At 52.0% G+C, this 22,030-nt stretch carries 18 protein-coding genes; 14 read left to right on the forward strand and 4 right to left on the reverse strand.

Features of this window, described 5'->3' with window-relative positions; genetic code table 11:
* Positions 1-56: 56 nt before the first annotated feature.
* From ACO0LK_RS01075 to ACO0LK_RS01105, 7 genes are all read left to right on the forward strand, one after another.
* Positions 57-1,406, forward strand: a complete 1,350-nt coding sequence (locus ACO0LK_RS01075) for a sigma-54-dependent transcriptional regulator (protein WP_422971324.1) — start codon at positions 57-59, stop codon at positions 1,404-1,406.
* 129 nt (positions 1,407-1,535) lie between these two features.
* The gene (locus ACO0LK_RS01080) at positions 1,536-2,345 is read left to right on the forward strand and encodes a cytochrome C assembly family protein (RefSeq protein WP_422971326.1); all 810 of its coding nucleotides are present in this window, start codon (positions 1,536-1,538) and stop codon (positions 2,343-2,345) included.
* Positions 2,342-2,587, forward strand: a complete 246-nt coding sequence (locus ACO0LK_RS01085) for a PP0621 family protein (RefSeq protein ID WP_422971328.1) — start codon at positions 2,342-2,344, stop codon at positions 2,585-2,587. The genes ACO0LK_RS01080 and ACO0LK_RS01085 overlap by 4 nt, the downstream gene beginning before the upstream one ends.
* Positions 2,588-2,607: 20 nt before the next feature.
* The gene (locus tag ACO0LK_RS01090) at positions 2,608-4,365 is read left to right on the forward strand and encodes a sensor histidine kinase (RefSeq protein ID WP_422971330.1); all 1,758 of its coding nucleotides are present in this window, start codon (positions 2,608-2,610) and stop codon (positions 4,363-4,365) included.
* Positions 4,362-5,807 (forward strand): sigma-54-dependent transcriptional regulator, encoded by a 1,446-nt coding sequence (locus tag ACO0LK_RS01095; protein ID WP_422971332.1) that lies wholly within the window; start codon positions 4,362-4,364, stop codon positions 5,805-5,807. Before ACO0LK_RS01090 ends, ACO0LK_RS01095 begins: the two co-directional genes overlap by 4 nt.
* A 513-nt stretch (positions 5,808-6,320) precedes the next feature.
* A complete protein-coding gene (locus ACO0LK_RS01100; protein WP_422971334.1) occupies positions 6,321-9,236 on the forward strand; it encodes a ribonucleoside-diphosphate reductase subunit alpha in 2,916 nt (971 codons plus the stop codon).
* Positions 9,237-9,370: 134 nt separating this feature from the next.
* On the forward strand, positions 9,371-10,549 hold the full coding sequence (locus ACO0LK_RS01105) for a ribonucleotide-diphosphate reductase subunit beta (RefSeq protein ID WP_422971336.1): 1,179 nt from the start codon (positions 9,371-9,373) through the stop codon (positions 10,547-10,549).
* A gap of 574 nt (positions 10,550-11,123) precedes the next feature.
* Here ACO0LK_RS01105 and ACO0LK_RS01110 read toward each other — a convergent pair.
* A complete protein-coding gene (locus ACO0LK_RS01110; protein WP_422971338.1) occupies positions 11,124-11,843 on the reverse strand; it encodes a hypothetical protein in 720 nt (239 codons plus the stop codon).
* Positions 11,844-12,137: 294 nt separating this feature from the next.
* Between ACO0LK_RS01110 and ACO0LK_RS01115 the strand changes: the two genes are divergently transcribed.
* Positions 12,138-12,689: a YggT family protein gene (locus tag ACO0LK_RS01115; RefSeq protein ID WP_422971340.1), complete on the forward strand. Its 552-nt coding sequence runs from the start codon at positions 12,138-12,140 to the stop codon at positions 12,687-12,689.
* Between the two features lie 58 nt (positions 12,690-12,747).
* Here ACO0LK_RS01115 and ACO0LK_RS01120 read toward each other — a convergent pair whose 3' ends face one another.
* Positions 12,748-13,752, reverse strand: coding sequence for a LacI family DNA-binding transcriptional regulator (locus ACO0LK_RS01120; protein ID WP_422971342.1), 1,005 nt, complete (start codon positions 13,750-13,752; stop codon positions 12,748-12,750).
* 101 nt (positions 13,753-13,853) lie between these two features.
* On the opposite strand from ACO0LK_RS01120, the gene ACO0LK_RS01125 reads away from it, so the two are divergent.
* Positions 13,854-15,137: an amidohydrolase family protein gene (locus ACO0LK_RS01125; protein WP_422971344.1), complete on the forward strand. Its 1,284-nt coding sequence runs from the start codon at positions 13,854-13,856 to the stop codon at positions 15,135-15,137.
* Between the two features lie 220 nt (positions 15,138-15,357).
* On the opposite strand, the gene hemL is transcribed toward ACO0LK_RS01125, so the two are convergent.
* Complete coding sequence (gene hemL, locus ACO0LK_RS01130; RefSeq protein WP_422971346.1) at positions 15,358-16,638, reverse strand: glutamate-1-semialdehyde 2,1-aminomutase; 1,281 nt, start codon at positions 16,636-16,638, stop codon at positions 15,358-15,360.
* Positions 16,639-16,713: 75 nt separating this feature from the next.
* Entirely contained in the window at positions 16,714-17,529 is an 816-nt protein-coding gene (gene thiD / locus ACO0LK_RS01135; RefSeq protein WP_422971348.1) for a bifunctional hydroxymethylpyrimidine kinase/phosphomethylpyrimidine kinase, read from the reverse strand.
* A gap of 169 nt (positions 17,530-17,698) precedes the next feature.
* On the opposite strand from thiD, the gene ACO0LK_RS01140 reads away from it, so the two are divergent.
* From ACO0LK_RS01140 to ACO0LK_RS01160, 5 genes are all read left to right on the forward strand, one after another.
* Positions 17,699-17,851 carry a rubredoxin gene (locus ACO0LK_RS01140; RefSeq protein ID WP_186947275.1) on the forward strand — a complete coding sequence of 51 codons (153 nt, stop codon included), beginning with the start codon at positions 17,699-17,701 and terminating at the stop codon, positions 17,849-17,851.
* 127 nt (positions 17,852-17,978) lie between these two features.
* A complete protein-coding gene (locus ACO0LK_RS01145; protein WP_186947023.1) occupies positions 17,979-18,371 on the forward strand; it encodes a response regulator in 393 nt (130 codons plus the stop codon).
* A gap of 34 nt (positions 18,372-18,405) precedes the next feature.
* Positions 18,406-18,771, forward strand: a complete 366-nt coding sequence (locus ACO0LK_RS01150; protein WP_162039914.1) for a response regulator transcription factor — start codon at positions 18,406-18,408, stop codon at positions 18,769-18,771.
* Positions 18,772-18,829: 58 nt separating this feature from the next.
* On the forward strand, positions 18,830-19,414 hold the full coding sequence (locus tag ACO0LK_RS01155; protein ID WP_422971351.1) for a chemotaxis protein CheW: 585 nt from the start codon (positions 18,830-18,832) through the stop codon (positions 19,412-19,414).
* Between the two features lie 60 nt (positions 19,415-19,474).
* A complete protein-coding gene (locus ACO0LK_RS01160) occupies positions 19,475-21,805 on the forward strand; it encodes a methyl-accepting chemotaxis protein (protein WP_422971353.1) in 2,331 nt (776 codons plus the stop codon).
* Positions 21,806-22,030: the final 225 nt, after the last annotated feature.

Raw genomic sequence — 22,030 nt, forward strand, 5'->3', positions numbered from 1 at the left:
CAGTTTTAAATCGCAACACGTCTCAACTTACTTCATTTGCCCAAGGGAAAATTGCCATGACAGGTTTGCTGGCTATATTAATAGAGGATGAACAGGCAGTGCGTCTGGCGACCACGCAGACGCTGGAACTCGGTGGTTTCGAAGTGACTGCCTGCGCCAGTGCCGAACTGGCTGATCCATACCTGAAAGCAGACTTTGCCGGCATCATCGTCACCGACGTGCGCCTGCCGGGTAAATCAGGCCTGGACGTGTTGGAAAAAGTCCGGGCCATTGATCACGAATTGCCGGTCATTATTATTACCGGCCATGGTGATGTCAGTATGGCGGTCGACGCGATGCGGCATGGTGCCTATGACTTCCTGGAAAAACCGTTTGCTGCCGAACGCCTGCTGGATGCCTGTCTGCGTGCCCAGGAAAAACGCCGGCTGGTCATGGAAAACCGTAAGCTGAAATCAACCTGGCTCAGCCATGCCAGCACGCCCGACCTGATCGGCAAGAGTGCCCAGATGGAGCGGGTACGCAAGTTCATTCACAGCATAGGTCCGGCCCAGGTGGATGTGCTGATCAACGGTGCTACCGGTTCCGGCAAGGAAGTGGTGGCGCGGCAATTGCATCTGGCCAGTGGTCGCAAGGGCGAATTTGTCGCCATCAATTGCGGGGCTTTGCCTGAAGCCGTATTCGAAAGTGAAATTTTCGGTCATGAAGCCGGTGCTTTTACCAGTGCCCAGAAACGTCGCATAGGCAAGCTGGAATATGCGCATGGGGGTACGGTATTTCTTGATGAAATTGAAAGTATGCCGCTGAACCTGCAAATCAAATTACTGCGTGTCTTGCAGGAGCGCAGCCTGGAAAGATTGGGTGGCAATCAATCGGTGGCACTGGATTGTCGCGTGATTGCTGCCAGCAAGACCGATTTGCTGAAGCTCAGTGCGCAAGGGCAATTCCGCGAAGACCTGTATTTCCGGTTGAGTGTCATCAGTATTAATCTGCCCAGGCTGAATGAAAGGCGTGAAGATATTCCTTCGCTGCTGTCTTATTTTGTGCAAAGGGCGGCGCAACGCTATCAAAAACCGGTACCCGGCTGGTCTCCGGCACAGATGCAACACTGGATGCAGGCCGACTGGCAGGGGAATGTACGTGAATTGCGCAATTTTGCCGATCAACTGGTGCTGGGTGTGGCCGAATTTGCCGACCAGCGCTTTCATCTGGAGAGTGGCGCGGATAATACGGCCATCAGCCTGCCGGAAAGAATCGATGCCTATGAAGCCAGTCTGATACAGGCGGCACTGGAAAGTAGCGGCAATAATGTGGCAAGCGCTGCCGAGGCGCTGGGTATCCCCAAAAAGACCCTGTATGACAAGATGAAAAAATATCAAAAAACCCTGTCTAATCTGACTCCAGGCTGACTCCAGACTGACTTCGGCAGAGTAAATGGGCAGGCGGGCATTATTGCCAGGTTTGCTCTTGCGCAGTAAATAAGTATGCATTCCTGCGCTTAATCCGACTTTTGGCAAGACATGGTGTAAACTTGTACCATGCAAATCTATCTATCCTTTCTTGCTGCTGCCTTATATATACTGAGCATTTTGTTGCCTGGACGCTTGCGCTTGTTGGTCAGTACCGCAACGACACTGGGCTGGCTGGTGCATGGGGCGGCATTGTGGCTAACCATTTTTTCTGACCACGCGCTGCGGGTGGGGTTTGCCGTCATGCTGTCGGCGGCATTGTGGGTATCGGTATTTGTGTGCTGGCTGGAAAACCGCAACTTCTCGCTGGAGGGCTTACGCTTTCTGCTGATGCCGAATGCTGCACTGATGGCCATATTGCCAGGATTTTTCCCTGGCAGCCTGATCGCGCTGGATGGCAAAACCACCATGTTCCCCTGGCACGTGATTGTTGCCATGCTGGCCTACAGCACGCTGACCATAGCCGCCTTCCATGCCGTCGTCATGACGGTACAGGATAAGCATTTACATAAATTACGTGGTATCAGGCAGAGTCAGTGGTTGCAGGCACTGATAGACCGTTTGCCGGCGCTGATGACGATGGAAAAAATACTGTTCCGCTTCATCATCTTTGGTTTTGTATTGCTGACGCTGACAGTTTTGTCAGGGGTTATTTTTTCTGAGCAGGTATTGGGCGTGGCCTTCAAATGGGATCACAAGACCCTGTTGTCGTTATTGTCCTGGCTGTTGTTTGCGATTTTGCTGGCAGGCCGTTATTGGAAAGGCTGGCGTGGCAAAACTGTTCTCAGTTTTACCCTGTCAGGCTTCGTCACCTTGTTGTTGGCTTATGTAGGTAGCCGTTTTGTGCTGGAAGTATTGTTGCACAGGAGCCTGACATGAATGTTCTGCTATGGCTGATGCTGGTGGTTCTGGTGATACTGGCCCTGAAGAAAAAAGCCCGCTCGACGCTGGACCAGGCACAGACCAGGCAAGTCCCGCCGGAACAGGCCCCCAGCAGACCAGCCGCGAAAGCAGAAACCATGGTGTGCTGCGCTCATTGCCAGGTGTATTTGCCCGCATCCGAAGCCATATATGCTGGTGAGCAGGCATATTGCTCCCAGGCGCATGCCGACCATGCATGATCGGCATTCCAGGTTGAACCATGCCTGATACTTATATCCCGGACGCTGAGCCCAGTTACTCATTCTGGCGCTCATTGCAGACCCTGAACGGATCGCGTATCGTGGTTGCCGCCAGTCTGCTGGTCTTGCTCAGTCTGCGCAGTGGCAAGGATATCTGGGTGGCCGAGCACTTGCTGGTGCGCGATATCTGTCTGGCGTATTTCGGCGCATCTGTCGGTTTTGTCATTTTGAAGCTCTTGTACCGGCATCGCTTCATGTGGCAGTTAACGCTACAGATACTGGTCGATATCACGGTTATTTCCATTCTGTATTTTGCCAGTGGCGGCAGCAAAAGCGGTCTTGGTATTCTGTACCTGTTCCCGCTGGCAGGAGCCGCCATACTCAGTCCGCTGCTATGGGCCTTCTTTTTCACATCCATCGTCGTCTTGTTCCTGTTGTCAGAAAGCGTATATCACCTTCTGCAACTGGAAGAAGGGACCGCCCTGTCGCAGGCAGGCTTGTATGGTGCCACTTATTTTGCCGTGGTGTATGTGGTCAGCCGCCTGGCGAATAATGTGATACGCCAGGAACATCTGGCGACACAGCGCGGAAATGCCCTGGCCATACAGCAGGCCATCAACCAGCTGGTGATTGCCGATATGGGCGATGGCATCCTGGTACTGAATCAGTCGGGCTGCATGTTTGAAATCAACCCGGCGGCGGTGCGCATGTTGGGCGGTAACCTGACCAAGGACATGCTCGGCGCAGAACTGGCCCATATTTCAGCCTTGCGCCCCATCGTCGAGATTTTAAGTTCCATGCAGAATCGCAATGTGCTGCAGGATCGCAAGAAGGATGAGGAAATTTCCTTTGTTTCCATACGCTGCTATCTTGACGACGTGCGACCCGAAGCCAAGGTCGGGGTAGTAGAAACCGAATTGTATGACCGTAGCGAGCGCCCGCATTTTATTACTCATCTGAAGCTGCGCTTTGTCGCCGTAAAGGGTGTCAACGTAGCGGGCATGTCCCGGCAGGCCGGAACTTATACCATCATTTTCATGCAGGATGTATCGGATATCGAAAACCAGGCCCAGCAACTGAAGCTGGCTTCCATGGGACGTCTGACGGCCAGTATTGCCCATGAAGTGCGTAATCCACTGTCGTCGATCTCGTATGCGGCTTCGTTGTTGAATGAAGATCTGGATAATCTGGGGGGTGACAAGCCCCAGGCGGCACGTTTGCTGAAAATTGTTGACGACAATGTATCGCGTCTGAACCAGTTGATTGAAGATATCCTGAAGCTGTCACGCAAGGCCCAGCCTGATGTCGAACCGTATTACCTGATCAATAGCATAAAAGTGATGGTGCAGGACTTTGCCGAAACCAAGGGGCTGGCTGCGGATTTGATTGCTGTTGAACAGGAAAGAAATTTCCAGGTCAGTTTTGATCCCAGCCATTTGCGTGAAGTTGTTTTGAATTTATTATCGAATGCGATACGCTATGCCAGTGGACAGCCTGGCAGCATACGTTTATATGCGCATGTGAATGCCACCGGCAGGCAGGAACTGCATATACAGGACGATGGCCCGGCCATTCCCTATGATGTCAGGGCTCATTTGTTTGAACCTTTTTACACGACTTCACGCATGGGCACCGGGCTGGGGTTGTATATGGCAAGGGAATTGTGCCTGAACAACCATGCCCTGCTGGATTATGAATACCGTGTCGAAGAAACGGATGATGGCAAGAATGAGCCCAGCGGGCGCTTTGTGATTAATTTCTCAGGATATAGTGCATGAGTATGAACGATGTTGCGAGTTGCCCCCGCATCCTGGTGGTAGATGATGAGGCGCATCTGCGTGAACTGCTGGAAATTACGCTCATCAAAATGGGCCTGGATGTAGATAGCGCCGAAAACCTCGCCGTCGCCCGGCAGCAACTGCTCAAACGCAGTTATGCCCTGGTTCTGACCGACATGCGTCTGCCCGACGGATCGGGCATGGAACTGGTGCAGGAAGTCAGTACACTATATAAGAACACACCGATTGCCGTGATTACCGCTTTTGGCAGTGCCGACAATGCCGTGGTTGCACTCAAGGCCGGGGCTTTTGACTATGTATCGAAACCGGTGGCGCTGGATCAACTGCGCAAACTGGTCCGGTCCGCCCTGCAAACCAACGAAGTGCAGAAAGAACAGCAGGCAGCGCCGGCCAAGCTCGCTGGCACCTACAATTCTTTTCTGATTGGCCAGTCACAGAGCATGCAGGAAGTCCGCTTGCAGATCAGTCGCCTGGCACGCAGCATGGCGCCTGTCATCATTACCGGTGAATCGGGTAGCGGCAAGGAACTGGCGGCCAGGGAAATCCATACCATCAGCGCACGTTCGGCCAAGCCCTTTGTTGCCGTGAACTGTGGTGCGATACCTGAAAACCTGATGGAAGCTGAGTTTTTTGGCTACCGCAAGGGCGCTTTCACCGGCGCTGCTGACGATCGCGACGGTTTTTTCCAGGCTGCCAACGGCGGTACCCTGATGCTGGATGAAGTAGCAGACCTGCCTTTGCCCATGCAGGTGAAGTTGTTGCGCGCCATACAGGAGCGCCGCGTGCGCAAGGTGGGTGCCACTGTGGAAGAGGCAGTGGATGTGCGCATCATCAGTGCCACCCACCAGAATTTGGCGATATGCGTGGAAGAAGGACGTTTCCGTCAGGATCTGTATTACCGTCTGAATGTCATCGAGCTGCATTTGCCGCCTTTGCGCGAGCGTCTGGAAGATATCGTTGAACTCTCATCCAGCATTTTAAAGAAGCTCACCGGTACAGACATCAATATGTCGTCACCGGCGATTGATGCCCTGATCAGCTACGATTTTCCCGGTAATGTACGCGAGCTGGAAAACATACTTGAACGCGCCATCGCTTTTGCCAATGATGGCTGCATCGAGGTGGCTGACCTCGCATTGCGTGGCACCAGGAAACTGGCAGAACCATTTTTGTTGCCCGTCTCAAACGTGGACACCGTGATTCACAGCCGCCCTGTCATGGATACCGGCTTTCCGGCGGATGTATTTACCGCGCCGGATTTACCCTGCTCGCTTCCCGAATATCTGGAAAATGTGGAGCGCGAAATGATCAGGCGCGCCTTGAGCCAAACCAAAAACAATCGCACCCAGGCGGCAGAATTGCTGGGTGTCAGTTTTCGGCAACTGCGCTACCAGATACAGAAACTCAAAATCCAGGAATAAGAAATTCTGGCGCTCATTTGGCGCTCACCTCGCACAGTCCCGCGCCTGCCAGCCGCCTTTGCGTTGGCGGGCTGGCTTCCGCTTGACCACATTGGCCACATTGTTCACATGGGCATCGCACGTTAGTGCCCACTTGCGTATCCACCGCCAGTTCTGCGGGCTTTTTGTCTGTGTCAATCATTTATCCCGCAATTGCGTAAAAAAATAATTCTATTATTTACATGTAAAGCGGTTGCATCTGACTCGATGCAGCACTAGAATTAGGGCAAATAAAAATTAACGCACTATATGTAGTGGTTTTGCTGATTTTGTTTGTTTTCTTGCCCTGGTTCAATTTCCCTTCTTGATTTGCAATTGATTTAGTAATTGATATGAACAAAATAGTCGGATAGATGTGTCGGCTGTCCGGCCATGAACTGTAATGCGTAATACCCGTTTTAATCCATAAACCATCAGCGACCCTGCCAATTCCTGGCGTCGATGGGAAAAAATAACACTGCATCCGGAGGATCAATGCACTCTTCTATTGAAATATCCACTTTGTCCAAGCCAGATCTGGGATCGGTTTTGAATGCGACCACAGCACCTGCTGTCGCCAGCCTGAACAGCTATAGCGAATATCGCATCATCCGTCGTAATGGTTCCGTGGTCGGCTTCGAGCCGTCCAAAATCGCGATTGCCATGACCAAGGCTTTTCTGGCGGTCAACGGTGGACACGGTGCCGAATCCGCCCGTATCCGTGAACTGGTGGAACAGATGACGGCCAGTGTCGTCGCTGCGCTGTTGCGCAGGCAGCCAGCCGGCGGTACCTTCCATATAGAAGATGTGCAAGACCAGGTTGAACTGGCCCTGATGCGTTCCGGCGAACATGATGTCGCCCGTTCTTATGTGTTGTACCGTGCCAAGCGCATGGAAGAACGTCGTCGCGTGCATGATGTTCCTGGTCAGGCGGAATCTGCTGCGCCACAATTGCATGTCATCGTTGATGGTCAGCCGCGTCCACTGGATGTGGCAGAAGTGCGCAAGATGATTGCCGCTGCCTGCCTGGGACTGGACAAACTGGCTGATCCGGATGCGATTCTGGCCGAGACTTTGAAGAATCTGTACGACGGTGTACCGGTAGAAGAATTGTATAAATCAGCCATCCTGGCCGCCCGTGCCCTGATGGAAAAAGAACCAGCCTACAGCCAGGTCACAGCGCGTCTGCTGTTGCATACAGTCCGTAAAGAAGTGTTCGGCAAGGAAGTGGCGCAACAGGATGCCGCAGAAGAATACGTAGAGTACTTCCCGAAATTCATCAAAAAAGGCATAGAAGCCGATCTGCTGGATGCCAAACTGGCGCAGTTTGATTTGAAAAAACTGGCGAATGCCCTGGTTGCTGACCGTGATCTGCAATTTGGTTATATCGGTCTGCAAACTTTGTATGACCGTTATTTCCTGCATATTCGTGGTACCCGCGTTGAAATGCCACAGGCTTTCTACATGCGTGTGGCCATGGGCCTGTCCCTGAATGAAATTGATCGCGAAGCCCGCGCCATAGAATTTTACAATCTGCTGTCCAGTTTCGATTTCATGAGCTCGACACCGACCCTGTTCAATTCCGGTACCCAGCGTTCCCAACTGTCGTCTTGCTACCTGACGACCGTGGCCGATGATCTGGATGGCATCTATGAAGCCATTAAAGAAAACGCACTGCTGGCAAAATATGCGGGTGGTCTGGGTAATGACTGGACACCGGTACGCTCACTCGGCGCGCATATCAAAGGTACCAATGGTAAATCCCAGGGTGTTGTTCCTTTCCTGAAAGTGGTCAATGACACAGCCGTGGCGGTGAACCAGGGTGGTAAACGCAAAGGTGCGGTCTGCGCCTACCTGGAAACCTGGCACATGGATATTGAGGAATTCCTCGACCTGCGCAAGAACACCGGCGATGACCGTCGTCGTACCCATGACATGAATACCTCGAACTGGATCCCTGATCTGTTCATGAAGCGTGTCATGGAAAAAGGTGACTGGACATTGTTCTCACCTTCCGACGTACCGGATCTGCATGACAAATACGGCAAGGCCTTCGAACAGGCGTATGTCGCGTATGAAGCGAAAGCAGCCAGCGGCGAACTGAGCCTGTCGAAAAAAATCCCGGCACTGGACCTGTGGCGCAAGATGCTGTCCATGCTGTTTGAAACTGGCCATCCATGGATCACGTTCAAAGACCCATGCAATATCCGTTCACCACAACAGCACGTCGGCGTTGTTCACAGCTCCAACCTGTGTACAGAAATCACCCTGAACACCAACGACAGCGAGATCGCCGTATGTAATTTGGGTTCGGTTAACATGCCTGCCCACATGAAAGATGGCAAGCTGGATCACGTTAAATTGAAAAAAACTGTAAGCACAGCCATGCGCATGCTGGATAACGTGATCGACATCAACTATTATGCAGTCAAGAAGGCACGTGATTCCAATCTGCGTCACCGTCCTGTTGGTCTGGGTATCATGGGTTTCCAGGATTGCCTGCACATGATGCGCATTCCTTATGCATCGATGGACGCGGTACAGTTTGCTGACACATCCATGGAAGCCGTTTGCTATTACGCTTATCTGGCATCTACCGAGCTGGCTGAAGAGCGTGGCCGTTACAGTTCTTATCGTGGTTCGCTGTGGGACCGTGGCATCTTGCCGCAAGATTCCCTGAAGCTGCTGGCTGAAGAACGTGGCGGTTACCTGGAAGCCGATTTCTCGGAAAGCATGGACTGGACAGTGGTACGTGATCGTATCAAGCAATTTGGCATGCGCAATTCGAACTGCGTGGCAATTGCACCGACAGCGACTATTTCCAACATCATTGGTGTGTCTGCCTGTATCGAGCCGACTTACCAGAACCTGTATGTGAAGTCGAATCTGTCTGGCGAATTCACAGAAATCAACGAACATCTGGTGCGTGATCTGAAAGACCGTGGCCTGTGGGACGAAGTCATGATTGCCGATCTTAAATACTTTGACGGTAGCCTGGCACGTATTGATCGTATCCCTGAAGACCTGCGCGCCCTGTATGCAACCGCATTTGAAGTCAGCCCATCCTGGCTGGTGGAAGCTGCTTCGCGTCGTCAGAAATGGATAGATCAGGCGCAGTCCCTGAACATCTATATGGCAGGCGCATCCGGCAAGAAACTGGATGAAACTTACAAGCTGGCATGGTTGCGTGGTTTGAAAACCACGTATTACCTGCGCACGATTGGTGCAACGCACACTGAAAAATCCACCAGCAAGACAGGTGCATTGAATGCAGTGTCGGTGGATGGCAACAGCGGTGGCTATGCTGCGGCACCAGCCGGCGTATCAGCCGCAGCGCAAGAGACTGATGGCCCTGCCTGCATGCTGCGTCCTGGTGATGCCGGCTTTGAAGAGTGCGAAGCCTGCCAGTAAGTGGCAAATGTGCAGCAAATAAATCGCCAGCAAGTGTCAGGGCGAGCTGCAAGATCTGAAGGTTGCGGGAAGAAGTGTAGGCCAGGCTTCTTCCCATAAAAATACAAGCTGTTACAAAAGTAAGGAAATAAATAATGTTATCTTGGGATGATGAAGTCACGCCGGCAGCACCGGCAACGCCAGCACCACGTCAGGTGGGCGGTATGGATTTGCAGCAGCGTTCGCAGGCACAGGATATCGCCCTGAATCCGGCGCTGGTCAGCAAACCGGTCGTGGTTTCCTCCGAAGACGTGGCACGCCGTGTGAATGCGGCCGACAAGCGCATCATCAATGGCACCACCGACGTCAATCAACTGGTCCCCTTCAAATATAAATGGGCCTGGGATAAATACCTGGCAGGTTGCGCCAATCACTGGATGCCGCAAGAGATCAATATGCAGCGTGATATTGAACTCTGGAAAAACCCGAATGGCCTGACGGAAGATGAGCGCCGCCTGGTGAAACGCAATCTGGGTTTCTTTGTGACTGCCGATTCCCTCGCCGCCAACAATATCGTGCTGGGCACTTACCGCCACATCACGGCGCCAGAATGCCGCCAGTACCTGTTGCGCCAGGCGTTTGAAGAGGCTATCCATACTCACGCCTATCAATACATCGTTGAATCGCTGGGTCTGGATGAAGCAGAAATCTTCAATGCCTACAATGAAGTGGATTCTATCCGTGACAAGGATCAGTTCCTGATTCCCTTCATCGACGTGCTGACCGATCCTGCATTCAAGACCGGCACCACCGAGGCAGACCAGACTTTGCTCAAGTCTCTGATCGTATTTGCCTGCCTGATGGAAGGTCTGTTTTTCTATGTTGGCTTCACGCAGATTCTGGCGCTTGGTCGTCAAAATAAAATGATGGGCGCGGCTGAACAATACCAATACATCCTGCGCGACGAATCGATGCACTGCAATTTCGGGATCGATTTGATCAATACAATTAAGATGGAAAATCCGCATTTGTGGACTCCAGCATTTCGCGATGAAATTAAATCGTTGTTTTTGCGTGCTGTGGAGTTGGAATATCGTTACGCAGAGGATACAATGCCGCGTGGAGTGCTCGGTTTGAATGCGCCAATGTTCAAAGGTTATTTACGCTTCATTGCAAATCGCCGCGCACAACAAATTGGTCTCGAAGCGCTGTTCCCTCAGGAAGAAAATCCTTTCCCTTGGATGAGTGAAATGATAGACCTGAAAAAAGAGCGCAACTTTTTTGAGACACGTGTAATTGAGTATCAAACTGGTGGAGCCCTTAATTGGGAATAAGTGGGGCAGCCGCAGTTGAGCGGCGATCACCATAAACCAGTCCAGCGAAGTTCTGATGTGATGTAAAGCCAGTCTTGATTAAATGAAGTTTTGCTTCATATGCGCGTTACGAAGGTAATGCGACATTTCTGGAAACCGGGCAAACAGGGTTAATCACTAAATGATTATCTAAGTTGATCAGAACAAACCTGTGGATGACTCATAAGTTTGCACAAGATGTAAAACGCGAGAGGCCTCACCAAACTGAATGGACAGTCATAGATTAAATTGCTTTGAACTGTTAGTGCCGCAATACCTGGCGAAACTGGGTATTGTGGCTATTGGTCTTTGTATTTCGCAAAAGGATACCGACGTCGGCTTTTTTAGTTCTTGCCGGCGGTTTTGGGTTTGCGCCATGACGGGAGCGTCGGGCATTTAGCAAACCATGATGGCTGAAGTGCTACATCAATAGAGGGGATGCAGCAGTTCGGCCGGTGCAGAATTCATTAGCGCAAACAGCGAACTTGTTTGTGCCGATGAATAATCCGCTTGAATGGATCGAGCGGATTTAATTTTTATCTGATTTTTTCCATCTCTACCGAAGGAGAAACAAAATGGCAACAGCACCACAACCGTCACCAGACGAACCAGTAGCAGCCAAGAAGCCGGCCGCTAAAAAAGCCGCAGCTAAAGCAAAACCAGCAGCTGCAAAGAAAGCCGCCGCAAAGCCAGCAGCAAAAGCTGTAGCTAAGGTAGCAAAACCAGCAGCGAAAAAAGTAGCCGCTAAACCGGCAGCGAAAGCCGCAGCGAAGCCAGCAGCCAAAGCAGCAGCAAAGCCAGCAGCTAAAAAGGCAGTAGCCAAACCAGCAGCTAAAAAAGCCGCCGCCAAGCCAGCAGCAAAAGCTGCAGCTAAACCAGCAGCCAAGGCAACAAAAGCAGCAGCAAAGCCAGCAGCTAAAAAGGCAGTAGCCAAACCAGCAGCTAAAAAAGTCGCCGCCAAGCCAGCAGCAAAAGCTGCAGCTAAACCAGCAGCCAAGGCAACAAAAGCAGCAGCAAAGCCAGCAGCTAAAAAGGCAGTAGCCAAACCAGCAGCTAAAAAAGCCGCCGCCAAGCCAGCAGCAAAAGCCGCAGCGAAGCCAGCAGCCAAGGCAACCAAGGCAGCAGCAAAGCCAGTAGCTAAAAAGGCAGTAGCCAAACCAGCAGCTAAAAAAGCCGTAGCCAAGCCAGCAGCAAAAGCCGCAGCTAAACCTGCAGCAGCTAAAAAAGTTGCAGCTAAGCCAGCAGCTAAAAAAGCAGCAGCTAAACCTGCCGCCAAACCAGCAGCAAAAGCCGCAGCTAAACCTGTAGCCGCTAAAAAAGTTGCAGCTAAGCCAGCAGCAGCGAAGCCAGCCGCAAAAAAAGCCGCGGCTAAGCCAGCCGCAAAAAAGGCCGCTCCAGCAAAACCAGCGACACCTGATGCAAAAACCGTTGTTAGTCCAAACGCAGCTTGGCCTTTCCCAACTGGTAATCGCCCAGCATAATCTTTGATATGCTTGGTTGCCTGGTCTTATTCAGGCACAATACCCACTGTCTGATTCGTCATGCAGTGGGTTTTTTTTGAGGATGCATCGTGTTATATGAAATTTTTACTTTTGTCATTGATACGGTGACAGGGCTGTTTGCCGGTTTTTTGTTGTTGCGTTTCTGGATGCAGGTGCAGCGCGTGCGACCACCGATGGGGCTGGCCCAGGCTATTTTCCAGCTGACTGACTGGCTGGTGCACCCTATACGGCGTGTGGTGCCGGGGTTTCGCGGTTATGACTGGGCGACACTAATAGCTGCCTTTCTGGTGGCATTGCTGGCGATGTTGCTGAATTTCTGGCTGATGGGTCAGTTTTCTTTGAATGCTATCTTGCTGTTCGCGGTGTTCCGCTTGGTGCAATGGATATTGTATGGACTGATGGCCTTGTTGGTGCTGGAAGCGATTTTTAGCTGGGTTAATCCGCAGGCACCTTTTGCGCCATTTATCCGGGCCCTGAATGAGCCGTTGTTGTCGCCATTGCGTAAATTGATCCCGCCATTGGGTGGTCTGGATTTTTCACCGCTGGTGGCCCTGATCATTCTGCAAATATTAAACAAGGTGCTGAGCGAAGGTTTTCCCAAGTTGCTCATGCTGCTGTAAGCGAGGTCTTGTGTGATCAGGCTGGCCAAATTGTGGCCAGCTCTGCTTATTGGTTGCACTAACGATCTGGCCTGGACGTAGACTGGCGAATAACCAGGTGTGGCGTCAGCATTTCACGCCTTAGCGGCGCTTCTGGATCCACGATACGGTTCACCAGAATCTGCGCCGTCAGGTTACCGATATCTTTCTTTGGCTGGGCAATAGTGGTCAGCGGTGGTGTGCTGAATGAAGCCAGGGCAATATCATCGTAACCAATCACAGACAGCGATTCGGGTATCCTGACACCGGCTTCATTGGCGGCACAGATACCGCCTATCGCCATCAGGTCATTACTGGCAAAGATGGCGGTAGGTCGTTGTGGCAAGCCCAGCAATTGCTGGAAGGCGTTGAATCCACCCTGGCTGGTGAAGTCTGCATGCACCAGGTATTCCGGTCTGAAACTTAATCCGGCTTCGCTCAGGGCGCGCCGGTAACCGGTGACGCGATCACCACTGGGTAACAGGATATCCGGTCCGGCAACGCAGGCAATCTGTGTGTGACCAAGACCGATCAGGTAACGGGTTGCTTCATAGCCGCCCTGTTCATGGTCGGCTTCGATAAAGTCCGCCACCACACCCGATACTTCACGATCCACCAGCACTTTGGGTATGCCCTCGTCGGCCAGCAACTGGGTCAGTTCTTCATCTGAGCCCGACGACACCAGGATCAGGCCATCGATACGTTTTTCCATCAGCACGCGGATGTAGGCCGCCTGTTTTTTGGGATCGTCATAGGAATTGCACAGGATGATGTTATAGCCCAGTTTGAAGGAAGCGTCTTCTATGCCCTGTATGATTTCTGCAAAATAGGGATTGGAATTATTCGGTATCATCATACCCAGGGTGTGGGTGCGGTCATTTTTCAGGCTGCGGGCAACGGCGCTGGGGATGTAGCGCAATTCCTGAATGACGGCCAGCACACGTTCGCGTGCATCTTCACTGACGACACGGGTATTATTGATGACGTGAGAAACCGTGGTCGTGGAAACCCGGGCTTTCTCTGCGACTTGCTTCATTGTTGCCATATGATTCCTGCCTTTCTGTGTCAAGATTATGACGCAGGATGCGGCTCGCGGCGTAAATTTTATGTAATAACTATTGTGTAATAACTAGAGAGAGATTTCTGATGAACGATCTTGTCATTCGTAACGCCAGTTTGCCAGATGGTCGCAAGGGCCTGGATATCGCCATTCAGGATGGACGTATCAGTGCGGTGGCCGCGGCCTTGCCGGTGAAGGGCGCAGAAGAAATAGATGCGCATGGCAATCTGGTCACGCCACCATTTGTCGATGCCCATTTCCATATGGATGCGGTGCTCAGTTATGGCTTGCCGCGCGTCAATCAATCCGGCACTTTGCTGGAAGGCATCGCCCTGTGGGGGGAATTGAAACCCATGCTGACGCAAGAGGCGCTGGTGGAAAGAGCCATGCGTTATTGCGACTGGGCTGTTGGTCGCGGCTTGCTGGCCATACGTTCCCATGTGGATATTTGCGATGACCGCTTGCTGGCTGTGGAAGCCTTGCTGGAAGTAAAGCGCCGGGTCGCACCGTATCTGGATTTGCAACTGGTCGCATTTCCACAGGACGGTATTTTACGTAGTGCGACTGCCATGGAGAATCTGAAGCGTGCCATTGCCATGGGGGTTGATGTGGTTGGTGGCATCCCGCATTTTGAACGCACCATGGCCGATGGAGCGGAATCGATTCGCCTGCTGTGCGAGTTTGCTGCTGAAAAAGGCTTGCGGGTCGACATGCATTGCGATGAGTCGGATGACCCGCTGTCGCGCCATATTGAAACCCTGGCTTATCACACACACAGGCTGGGCATGCAGGGCAGGGTCGCTGGCTCGCATCTGACTTCCATGCATTCCATGGACAATTACTACGTCAGTAAATTATTGCCGCTGATACGCGAAGCCGGCGTGGCGGCCATCGCAAATCCGCTTATTAATATTACCTTGCAAGGCCGCCACGATACTTATCCCAAACGCCGTGGCATGACCCGTGTGCCGGAAATGCTGGCGGCCGGGATAGAAGTGGCCTTTGGCCACGACTGTGTGATGGACCCATGGTATAGCCTGGGCTCTGGCGATATGCTGGATGTGGCGCAGATGGGTTTGCATGTCGCCCAGATGACGGGGCAGGACGCCATGCGCCAGTGCTTTCAGGCAGTGACGGCTGCACCGGCACGCATTTTGGGGCTGGAAGGATATGGGTTGGAAGTAGGTTGCAATGCTGACCTGGTGATACTTGATGCCAGCGACTCGGTTGAGGCGATACGCTTGCGCGCTACCCGTACCCATGTGCTGCGGCGTGGAAAAGTCATCAGCCAGACCCCGGTACCGCATGCGAATTTGAATTTGCCAGGACGGCCAGGACAGGTGGATTTCAGGACGAAAATGCGAAATTAGGATAAACAAGTACTGCCATTAAAGACTGTACTGAAGCAGAGTAGTAAGGTGCGTGTGTAGGGTGCGCTCCGCGCACCATCCCTTTTTTCAACAATCACAAGAGATGCAGCATTTCATGGATAGCAGCGTATGCGTAGGTCAAGAAATGGTGCGCTTGGCGCACCCTACCAAGCGAGACTTGCGTTAGCAAGCCGCCTTCTAGGTACAGATGATCCAGGGATCAGAGTTGCGCGAAGGCTTTTTCAGCCGCAGCAATCGTCTCGGCAATGATGGCGTCATCATGTTGTGCAGAAACGAAGCCCGCTTCAAAGGCGGATGGTGCCAGGTACACACCCTGATCCAGCATCAGGTGGAAGAAGCGATTGAACCTGTCCTTGTCGCTGGCCATCATGGCAGCGTATGAGCCAGGTACTTCATTGGCAAAATACAGACCAAACATACCGCCCACGGCATCGGCGCAGAAAGTGACACCGGCTGCTTTGGCAGCGGCACTCAGACCATCCACCAGTTTGCGGGTTTGCGCAGTCAGGTTTTCATAGAAGCCTGGTCGTTGGATAATTTTCAGGGTAGTCATGCCGGCTGCTACGGCGACCGGGTTGCCCGACAAAGTACCGGCTTGATACACGCCACCCAAAGGTGCCATGTGACCCATCAGATCGGCGCGGCCACCAAAGGCGGCTACCGGCAAGCCACCACCGATGACCTTGCCCAGGCAAGTCAGGTCAGCCTGTACGCCATACAAGGCTTGTGCACCATGCAGCTCTACACGGAAGCCACACATCACTTCATCAAAAATCAGGACGCTGCCATGCTGGGTACACAGCTTGCGCATGGTATCGATAAATTCTTGTGTAGCACGGATCAGGTTCATGTTGCCAGCCACAGGTTCGACAATGACGCAGGCGATCTGATCCCCGATGGAAGCGAATACTTCTTCCAGTTGCTGACTATTATTATAGTCAAGCACCAGGGTGTGTTTGCTGAAGTCTTCCGGCACGCCGGCTGAAGTCGGGTTGCCAAAGGTCAGCAGGCCACTGCCAGCCTTGACTAACAATGAGTCGGCGTGGCCATGGTAGCAGCCTTCAAACTTGATGATCTTGTCGCGTTTGGTGGCACCACGGGCCAGGCGCAGGGCGCTCATGGTGGCTTCGGTACCGCTCGAAACCAGACGCACCTGTTCAATACTGGGCACAAGCTTGCAGATTTCTTCTGCCATCTCGATTTCACCTTCGGTGGGGGCGCCAAAGCTCAGCCCACGTGCAGCAGCAGCCTGTACCGCACTGATGACTTCCGGGTGGGCATGGCCGACGATGGCCGGCCCCCAGGAGCCTATGTAGTCAATATAGCGGCGATCTTCTGCGTCCCAGAACCAGGGGCCTTGTGCGCGAGTGATAAAGCGCGGCGTGCCACCTACGGAGCGAAATGCACGTACAGGGGAATTGACGCCGCCGGGAGTGGTTTTCTGGGCGCGTGCAAACAGGATATCGTTTTTATCGGTCATGATGGAGCTTAAGGTGTGGTGTGACGATTCAGTTTCAAAAGGGATGTCGGCTGGAGCGGGGAGGCAGGTTTGTGTTTAGCCCGGTTCTCGCGCCCAGAAGTAGCGGTCCGGTATCAGCCTGCCCATACCCAGCCTTTGTGCATGGGTGAGGGCGGCGTGGGTAAATTCCTGTGCTTCCAGCACTGCATCAGGAATATCCAGCCCATTCGCCACCAGGGCTGCGATCGCTGCTGACAAAGTGGAGCCTGCACCAGCATGCGAGCCGGGCAGTCTTTGCCACAGGTCGTGCCTGACCACGCCAGCCTCGCTATATAAGGTATTCGCAAATTCATTGCTGTCGCTGGCGGTGCCGGTGACTAATATATATTCGCAACCGGATTCTATGAGTGTCATGGCATCGGCGGCCAGATCTTCGCTTTCGCCGCCTTCCTTCCAGGTTTCTGCCAGGCGTGATAGTTCTACGGCAGAAATCATCAGCAGGCTGGCCTGTGGTATCAGTAACTCGCGTATCGCCAGTACCAGGTCTTCGGCTTCTGGTCCCTGTTCAATAATGACGGCGTTGAACGGGTCCAGTATCAACGGCAGTTCGGGGTAGTCGGAAACGATTTCGGCAATGACAGTGACATTTTCGACACTGCCTACCTGACCGACCTTGAATGCCAGCACCGGCATGTCTTCAAGTACACTGCGGGCCTGTTCATCGACCAGATCGGCTTCCAGTGGATGTAAATCATCGATTTGTGCCGTGTCGCCAGTTAAAATGGCAGTCATGACCGGCAAGCCGTAGCAACCCATGGCTGCAAACGAAGCGAGATCGGCCTGGATGCCAGTAGCAGCCACCGGATCGGAGGCGCCAAAACTAAGTATTAGTGGAGAAATTTGGTTTTGCACGTTGGGTAGATTAATATAGCTGACTTCGTGGGGACTTAAATTACTCGCGCAAATGCCATTAATAACACAATGCAAACAGAATATTTGCAGCAGTTTCAATATTTTACTTGATTGAAGGGTTTTAGTCGTGACTGATACGGTAGCTGAAAAGGGTGGTTTCAAGGCGTGGATGTGTTTGATTTGTGGCTGGGTCTATGACGAAGAGCAAGGCTCACCCGAAGATGGCATTGCAGCCGGTACCCGTTGGGAAGATGTACCCATGAATTGGACCTGTCCGGAGTGCGGTGCACGCAAAGAAGATTTCGAAATGGTCGCAATTTGATAATAAACTGATCTATTTCACGATTTTGATGTTGCTTCGTATGTTTATTCAAGGAAAAAAAGCGCAAAAGTACTATTTTTTGTTACAGTGATATGTAACCTTAATACTGTAGGGAAGAGATGATTTTATGTCAACGTTGACAGGCAGCGCGAGCTTGACAATTATGGTGATCGACGACAGCAGCACCATACGTCGGTCCGCCGAGATTTTTCTTGGTCAGGCCGGATATCAGGTGATTTTGGCGGAAGATGGATTTGCAGCGCTGGCCAAGATCAACGATTCTCATCCGGACCTGATTTTTTGCGATATCCTCATGCCCAGGCTGGATGGATATCAAACTTGCGCTCTAATTAAAAAAAGTGCGAAATTCCGGAGCACACCAGTAGTTATGTTGTCTTCCAAGGACGGTTTATTTGACCGTGCTCGTGGTGCCATGGTTGGATCGGATGAATATCTGACCAAACCATTTACAAAAGATAGCCTGCTGAAAACGGTAAGGCATTACGCGACAGCGACCTAGTTATATAAAGTAAGTTAATGTGAGGTAAAACAAGATGGCCATTCAAAAAATACTGGTAGTAGACGATTCTCCAACAGAACGCTATTTCCTGACCGATGTACTGGTGAAAAATGGTTTTTCAGTATCAACAGCTGAAAACGGTGAAGAAGCTCTGACAAAAATCAAGGCAGACAAACCACAACTGATTTTGATGGACGTAGTCATGCCAGGTCAAAATGGTTTCCAGATTACCCGTGCGATTGCCAAAGATCCGGACACACAAGACGTTCCGGTCATCATTTGCACCAGCAAAAATCAGGAAACCGACCGTATCTGGGGTCTGCGTCAGGGAGCGCGTGATTACCTGGTCAAGCCGATTGATCCGGCTGAGCTGCTGGCGAAGATTTCTGCCCTCGGCTAATCGGGATTTACAGCTTCATTTCTTGTACTTAAAATAAAAGATATCTTCGGATTGCCTCATGAATCAGACTGTGCGTGAACCTGCTGCAGCAAATCTGGAAGTTGTCAAAACTGATAAGGGTGTGCGTCGTACCCGCTTGCGTGAATTTCAGGCGCAGCTGTTGGAACGCATGCAGGCCGCCCAGCGCGGCGGTTATACCAAACTCAGTCAACTCGGCATTATGATAGGGCAGGGCCGCTATCTGCTGGATTTGCGTGAGGCCGGAGAAATCGTGACAGCCGGTGCCCTGACCAGGGTGCCGCTGACGCGTGACTGGTATATAGGATTGTCAAATATCCGTGGTAATTTGACTGGTGTCGTTGATCTGCCACGTTTTCAGGGTAAGGATGCGACCAAACTGGATAGCTCGTGCCGTATTGTGGCATTTGCACCCGGCATGGCATTCAATAGTGGTTTGTTGGTATCGCAGGTTCTGGGTTTGCGCGCTGTTTCAGAAATGGAAGAGCTGCCGCTGGAAACTGAGCATCTTGAAAATAAAGTCTGGCTGAAAAAGAAGTATCGTGACCGTGACGGCAATATATGGTTCGAACTCAGCCTGGCAATGTTGGTGCAGGATCAGGATTTTTTGCAAATAGGTTTATAGTCAGCATGCAACATTTAGCAGCAAGGCTGATAGCTTTTCAATCGTTTAGGAGACTTAGTAATGGCATTTAATCTACCGTTCTTGTCCAAAGGAAAAGAAGATCCGGAAATTGACGGAGCAGAAGGCACGGCAAGGTCGTTCGGGAATGCTGATTCGATTGAAATTGAAGAGGCAAGCAACGTCAAAATGCTGTCACCAGAAGCACCCGTGCATGCTGCGTCGGCAGAAGTTCCGGCCGTGAAGCAGGAAGCTCCGGCAGACGCGACCTTCATTGGTGATGCGCTCGAAAAAGGTGGCGATATTCGTCTGCCTATTATTGGCCGCATGTCCTTGCAGCAGCAGATGCGTATCCTGTCCATCATCATGGCGCTAGCCTTGTTGATGGGTGCGGTATTCGTGTGGCTGAATGCCAATCAGTCTGCCCTCATTTCTACCCAGGCGCAGATCGCCGGTGAGGCACTGATGCACTCGCAGCGTATCGGTAAAGCAGCGCCGAATGCGATTCAGGGTAACGTCGAAGCGTTTAAACAGCTGAAAGACAGCCGTGCCGAGATGAACAACGATTTGACGATACTGTTGAACGGCGGTAATTATCAGGGCCGTAGTGTTGACCGTGCTGATTCAAGCCTGGAACCAGTCGTCAAGGAAGCGCAAAAAGCCTGGGGTAATTCCAACAAGGCTGCGGAAACGATCCTGAATCGTCAGAAAGAATTGACTGGTTTCGGTCAGACCCTGCAAAAAATGAATGCCCTGTCACCATTGCTGCTGGAACTGACAGAACAGATTTCCACCCTGAAAGTACAGGGCGGTGGTTCTGCGCGTGAAATTAATGCTGCCGGTCAGCTGGTCATGTTGACCCAGCGTTTGGGTCGTAGTGCGAATGAATTCCTGACTTCCGAGGGTGTTAATCCTGAAACGGCGTTCTTGCTGGGTAAGGATACGAATACTTTCCGTGACCTGGTCGATGGCTTCCTGAAAGGTAGCGATGTATTGCGCCTGACAGCAACCAAAGATGCAGATACACGCGACAAGCTCACAGAACTGCAAAAAACGTTTAGCGAATACCAGGTGTTTGTATCCAGCATTCTGGGTAACCTGCAAAACTTCATTGCTGCCAAACAGTCGGAACAATTGCTGTTTAATGAAAATGAAGATTTGAAAAACAAACTCAATAAACTGCAAAAAAACTATACCGCCCAACAGGATTCCACCAGTATTTCATTCTGGCTGATGCTGGTCAGCGCCGTCGTTGCCTTGCTGGCTGCGGTTGGTGTTGCGCTGGTACTGTTGCAGGATAGCCGTAACCGTGCGAAAGAGGCGAACGAACGCCGTCTGGAAGCCGGTGCACAGATGATGCAGGCGCAGAAACAAGAGGAAGAAGCGAAAGCTGCCAACGATCAGAACCAGGCTGCGATTTTGCGACTGATGAATGAATTGCAAGAGGTTGCGGATGGTGACTTGACAGTTCAGGCGACGGTTTCCGAAGATATCACGGGCGCGATTGCCGACTCGGTTAACTATACGGTGGAAGAGTTGCGCGGTCTGGTTGGTCGTGTAACGACGACAGCAGAACAGGTTACGTCAGCGTCCAATCAGGCGCAAAATATTTCTACCGATTTGTTGAATGCTTCTGAACAGCAATCACGTGAGATCAGTGATGCCGGTCAGGTGGTTTTGACGATGGCGGCAGATATTACCGACGTATCCCGCTCTGCGAATGAATCTGCTGAGGTTGCGCGTCAATCGGTTGCGGCGGCGGAACAAGGTGCGCATGCGGTGGAAAACGCGATCAAGGGTATGAACGAGATTCGCGAACAAATCCAGGAAACTTCCAAACGTATTAAACGACTGGGTGAATCTTCCCAGGAGATTGGTGAGATCACTGAACTGATTTCCGACATTACTGAACAAACCAACGTTCTGGCGCTGAATGCGGCGATTCAGGCGGCATCTGCCGGTGAAGCGGGTCGAGGCTTCTCGGTGGTTGCGGAAGAGGTTCAGCGTCTGGCGGAACGTTCGGCTGAAGCGACCAAGCAGATTGGTGCGCTGGTGCGTACGATTCAAACGGATACCCATGACGCGGTTGCCGCGATGGAAAAATCCACTCAGGGTGTGGTTGAGGGAGCGAAACTGTCAGATGCGGCCGGTACGGCGCTGTCTGAAATCCGTAGCGTTTCCAACCGTCTGGCGGAACTGATTCAAGGCATCTCGCTGGCGACGGAACAACAGGCGACATCAGCTAACGGCGTGGCACAAAATATTCAGCATATTTTGACGATCACCGAGCAAACCCAGCATGGTACGCAGCAAACTGCGGTTTCCATTAAGGAATTGTCCATGCTGGCTGAAGAACTCAAGAACTCTGTGTCACGGTTCCGGGTTGCTGCCTGATTTTCACGCCCCGGTTGTGAGAGTGAACTGTAACAGTGAAAAGCGAAGTGCCTGCCATGTGCGCGCCGACCAGTGCTGTGTTGCAAATACTCGCGATAGCCCCACTATCGCTACGTTTTGCGCCTTGCTCTGGTTCGCCGGGCAAATGCCCTTCACTTACGCTTTCAACTGTTCTAGTCCACTAGCTGCAACCCTATCATATTTGCACGGTAATGAACTGCGGTT

This window comes from Undibacterium sp. Ji49W (assembly GCF_049340205.1).
In the GTDB taxonomy this organism is placed as follows: Bacteria; Pseudomonadota; Gammaproteobacteria; order Burkholderiales; family Burkholderiaceae_D; genus Undibacterium.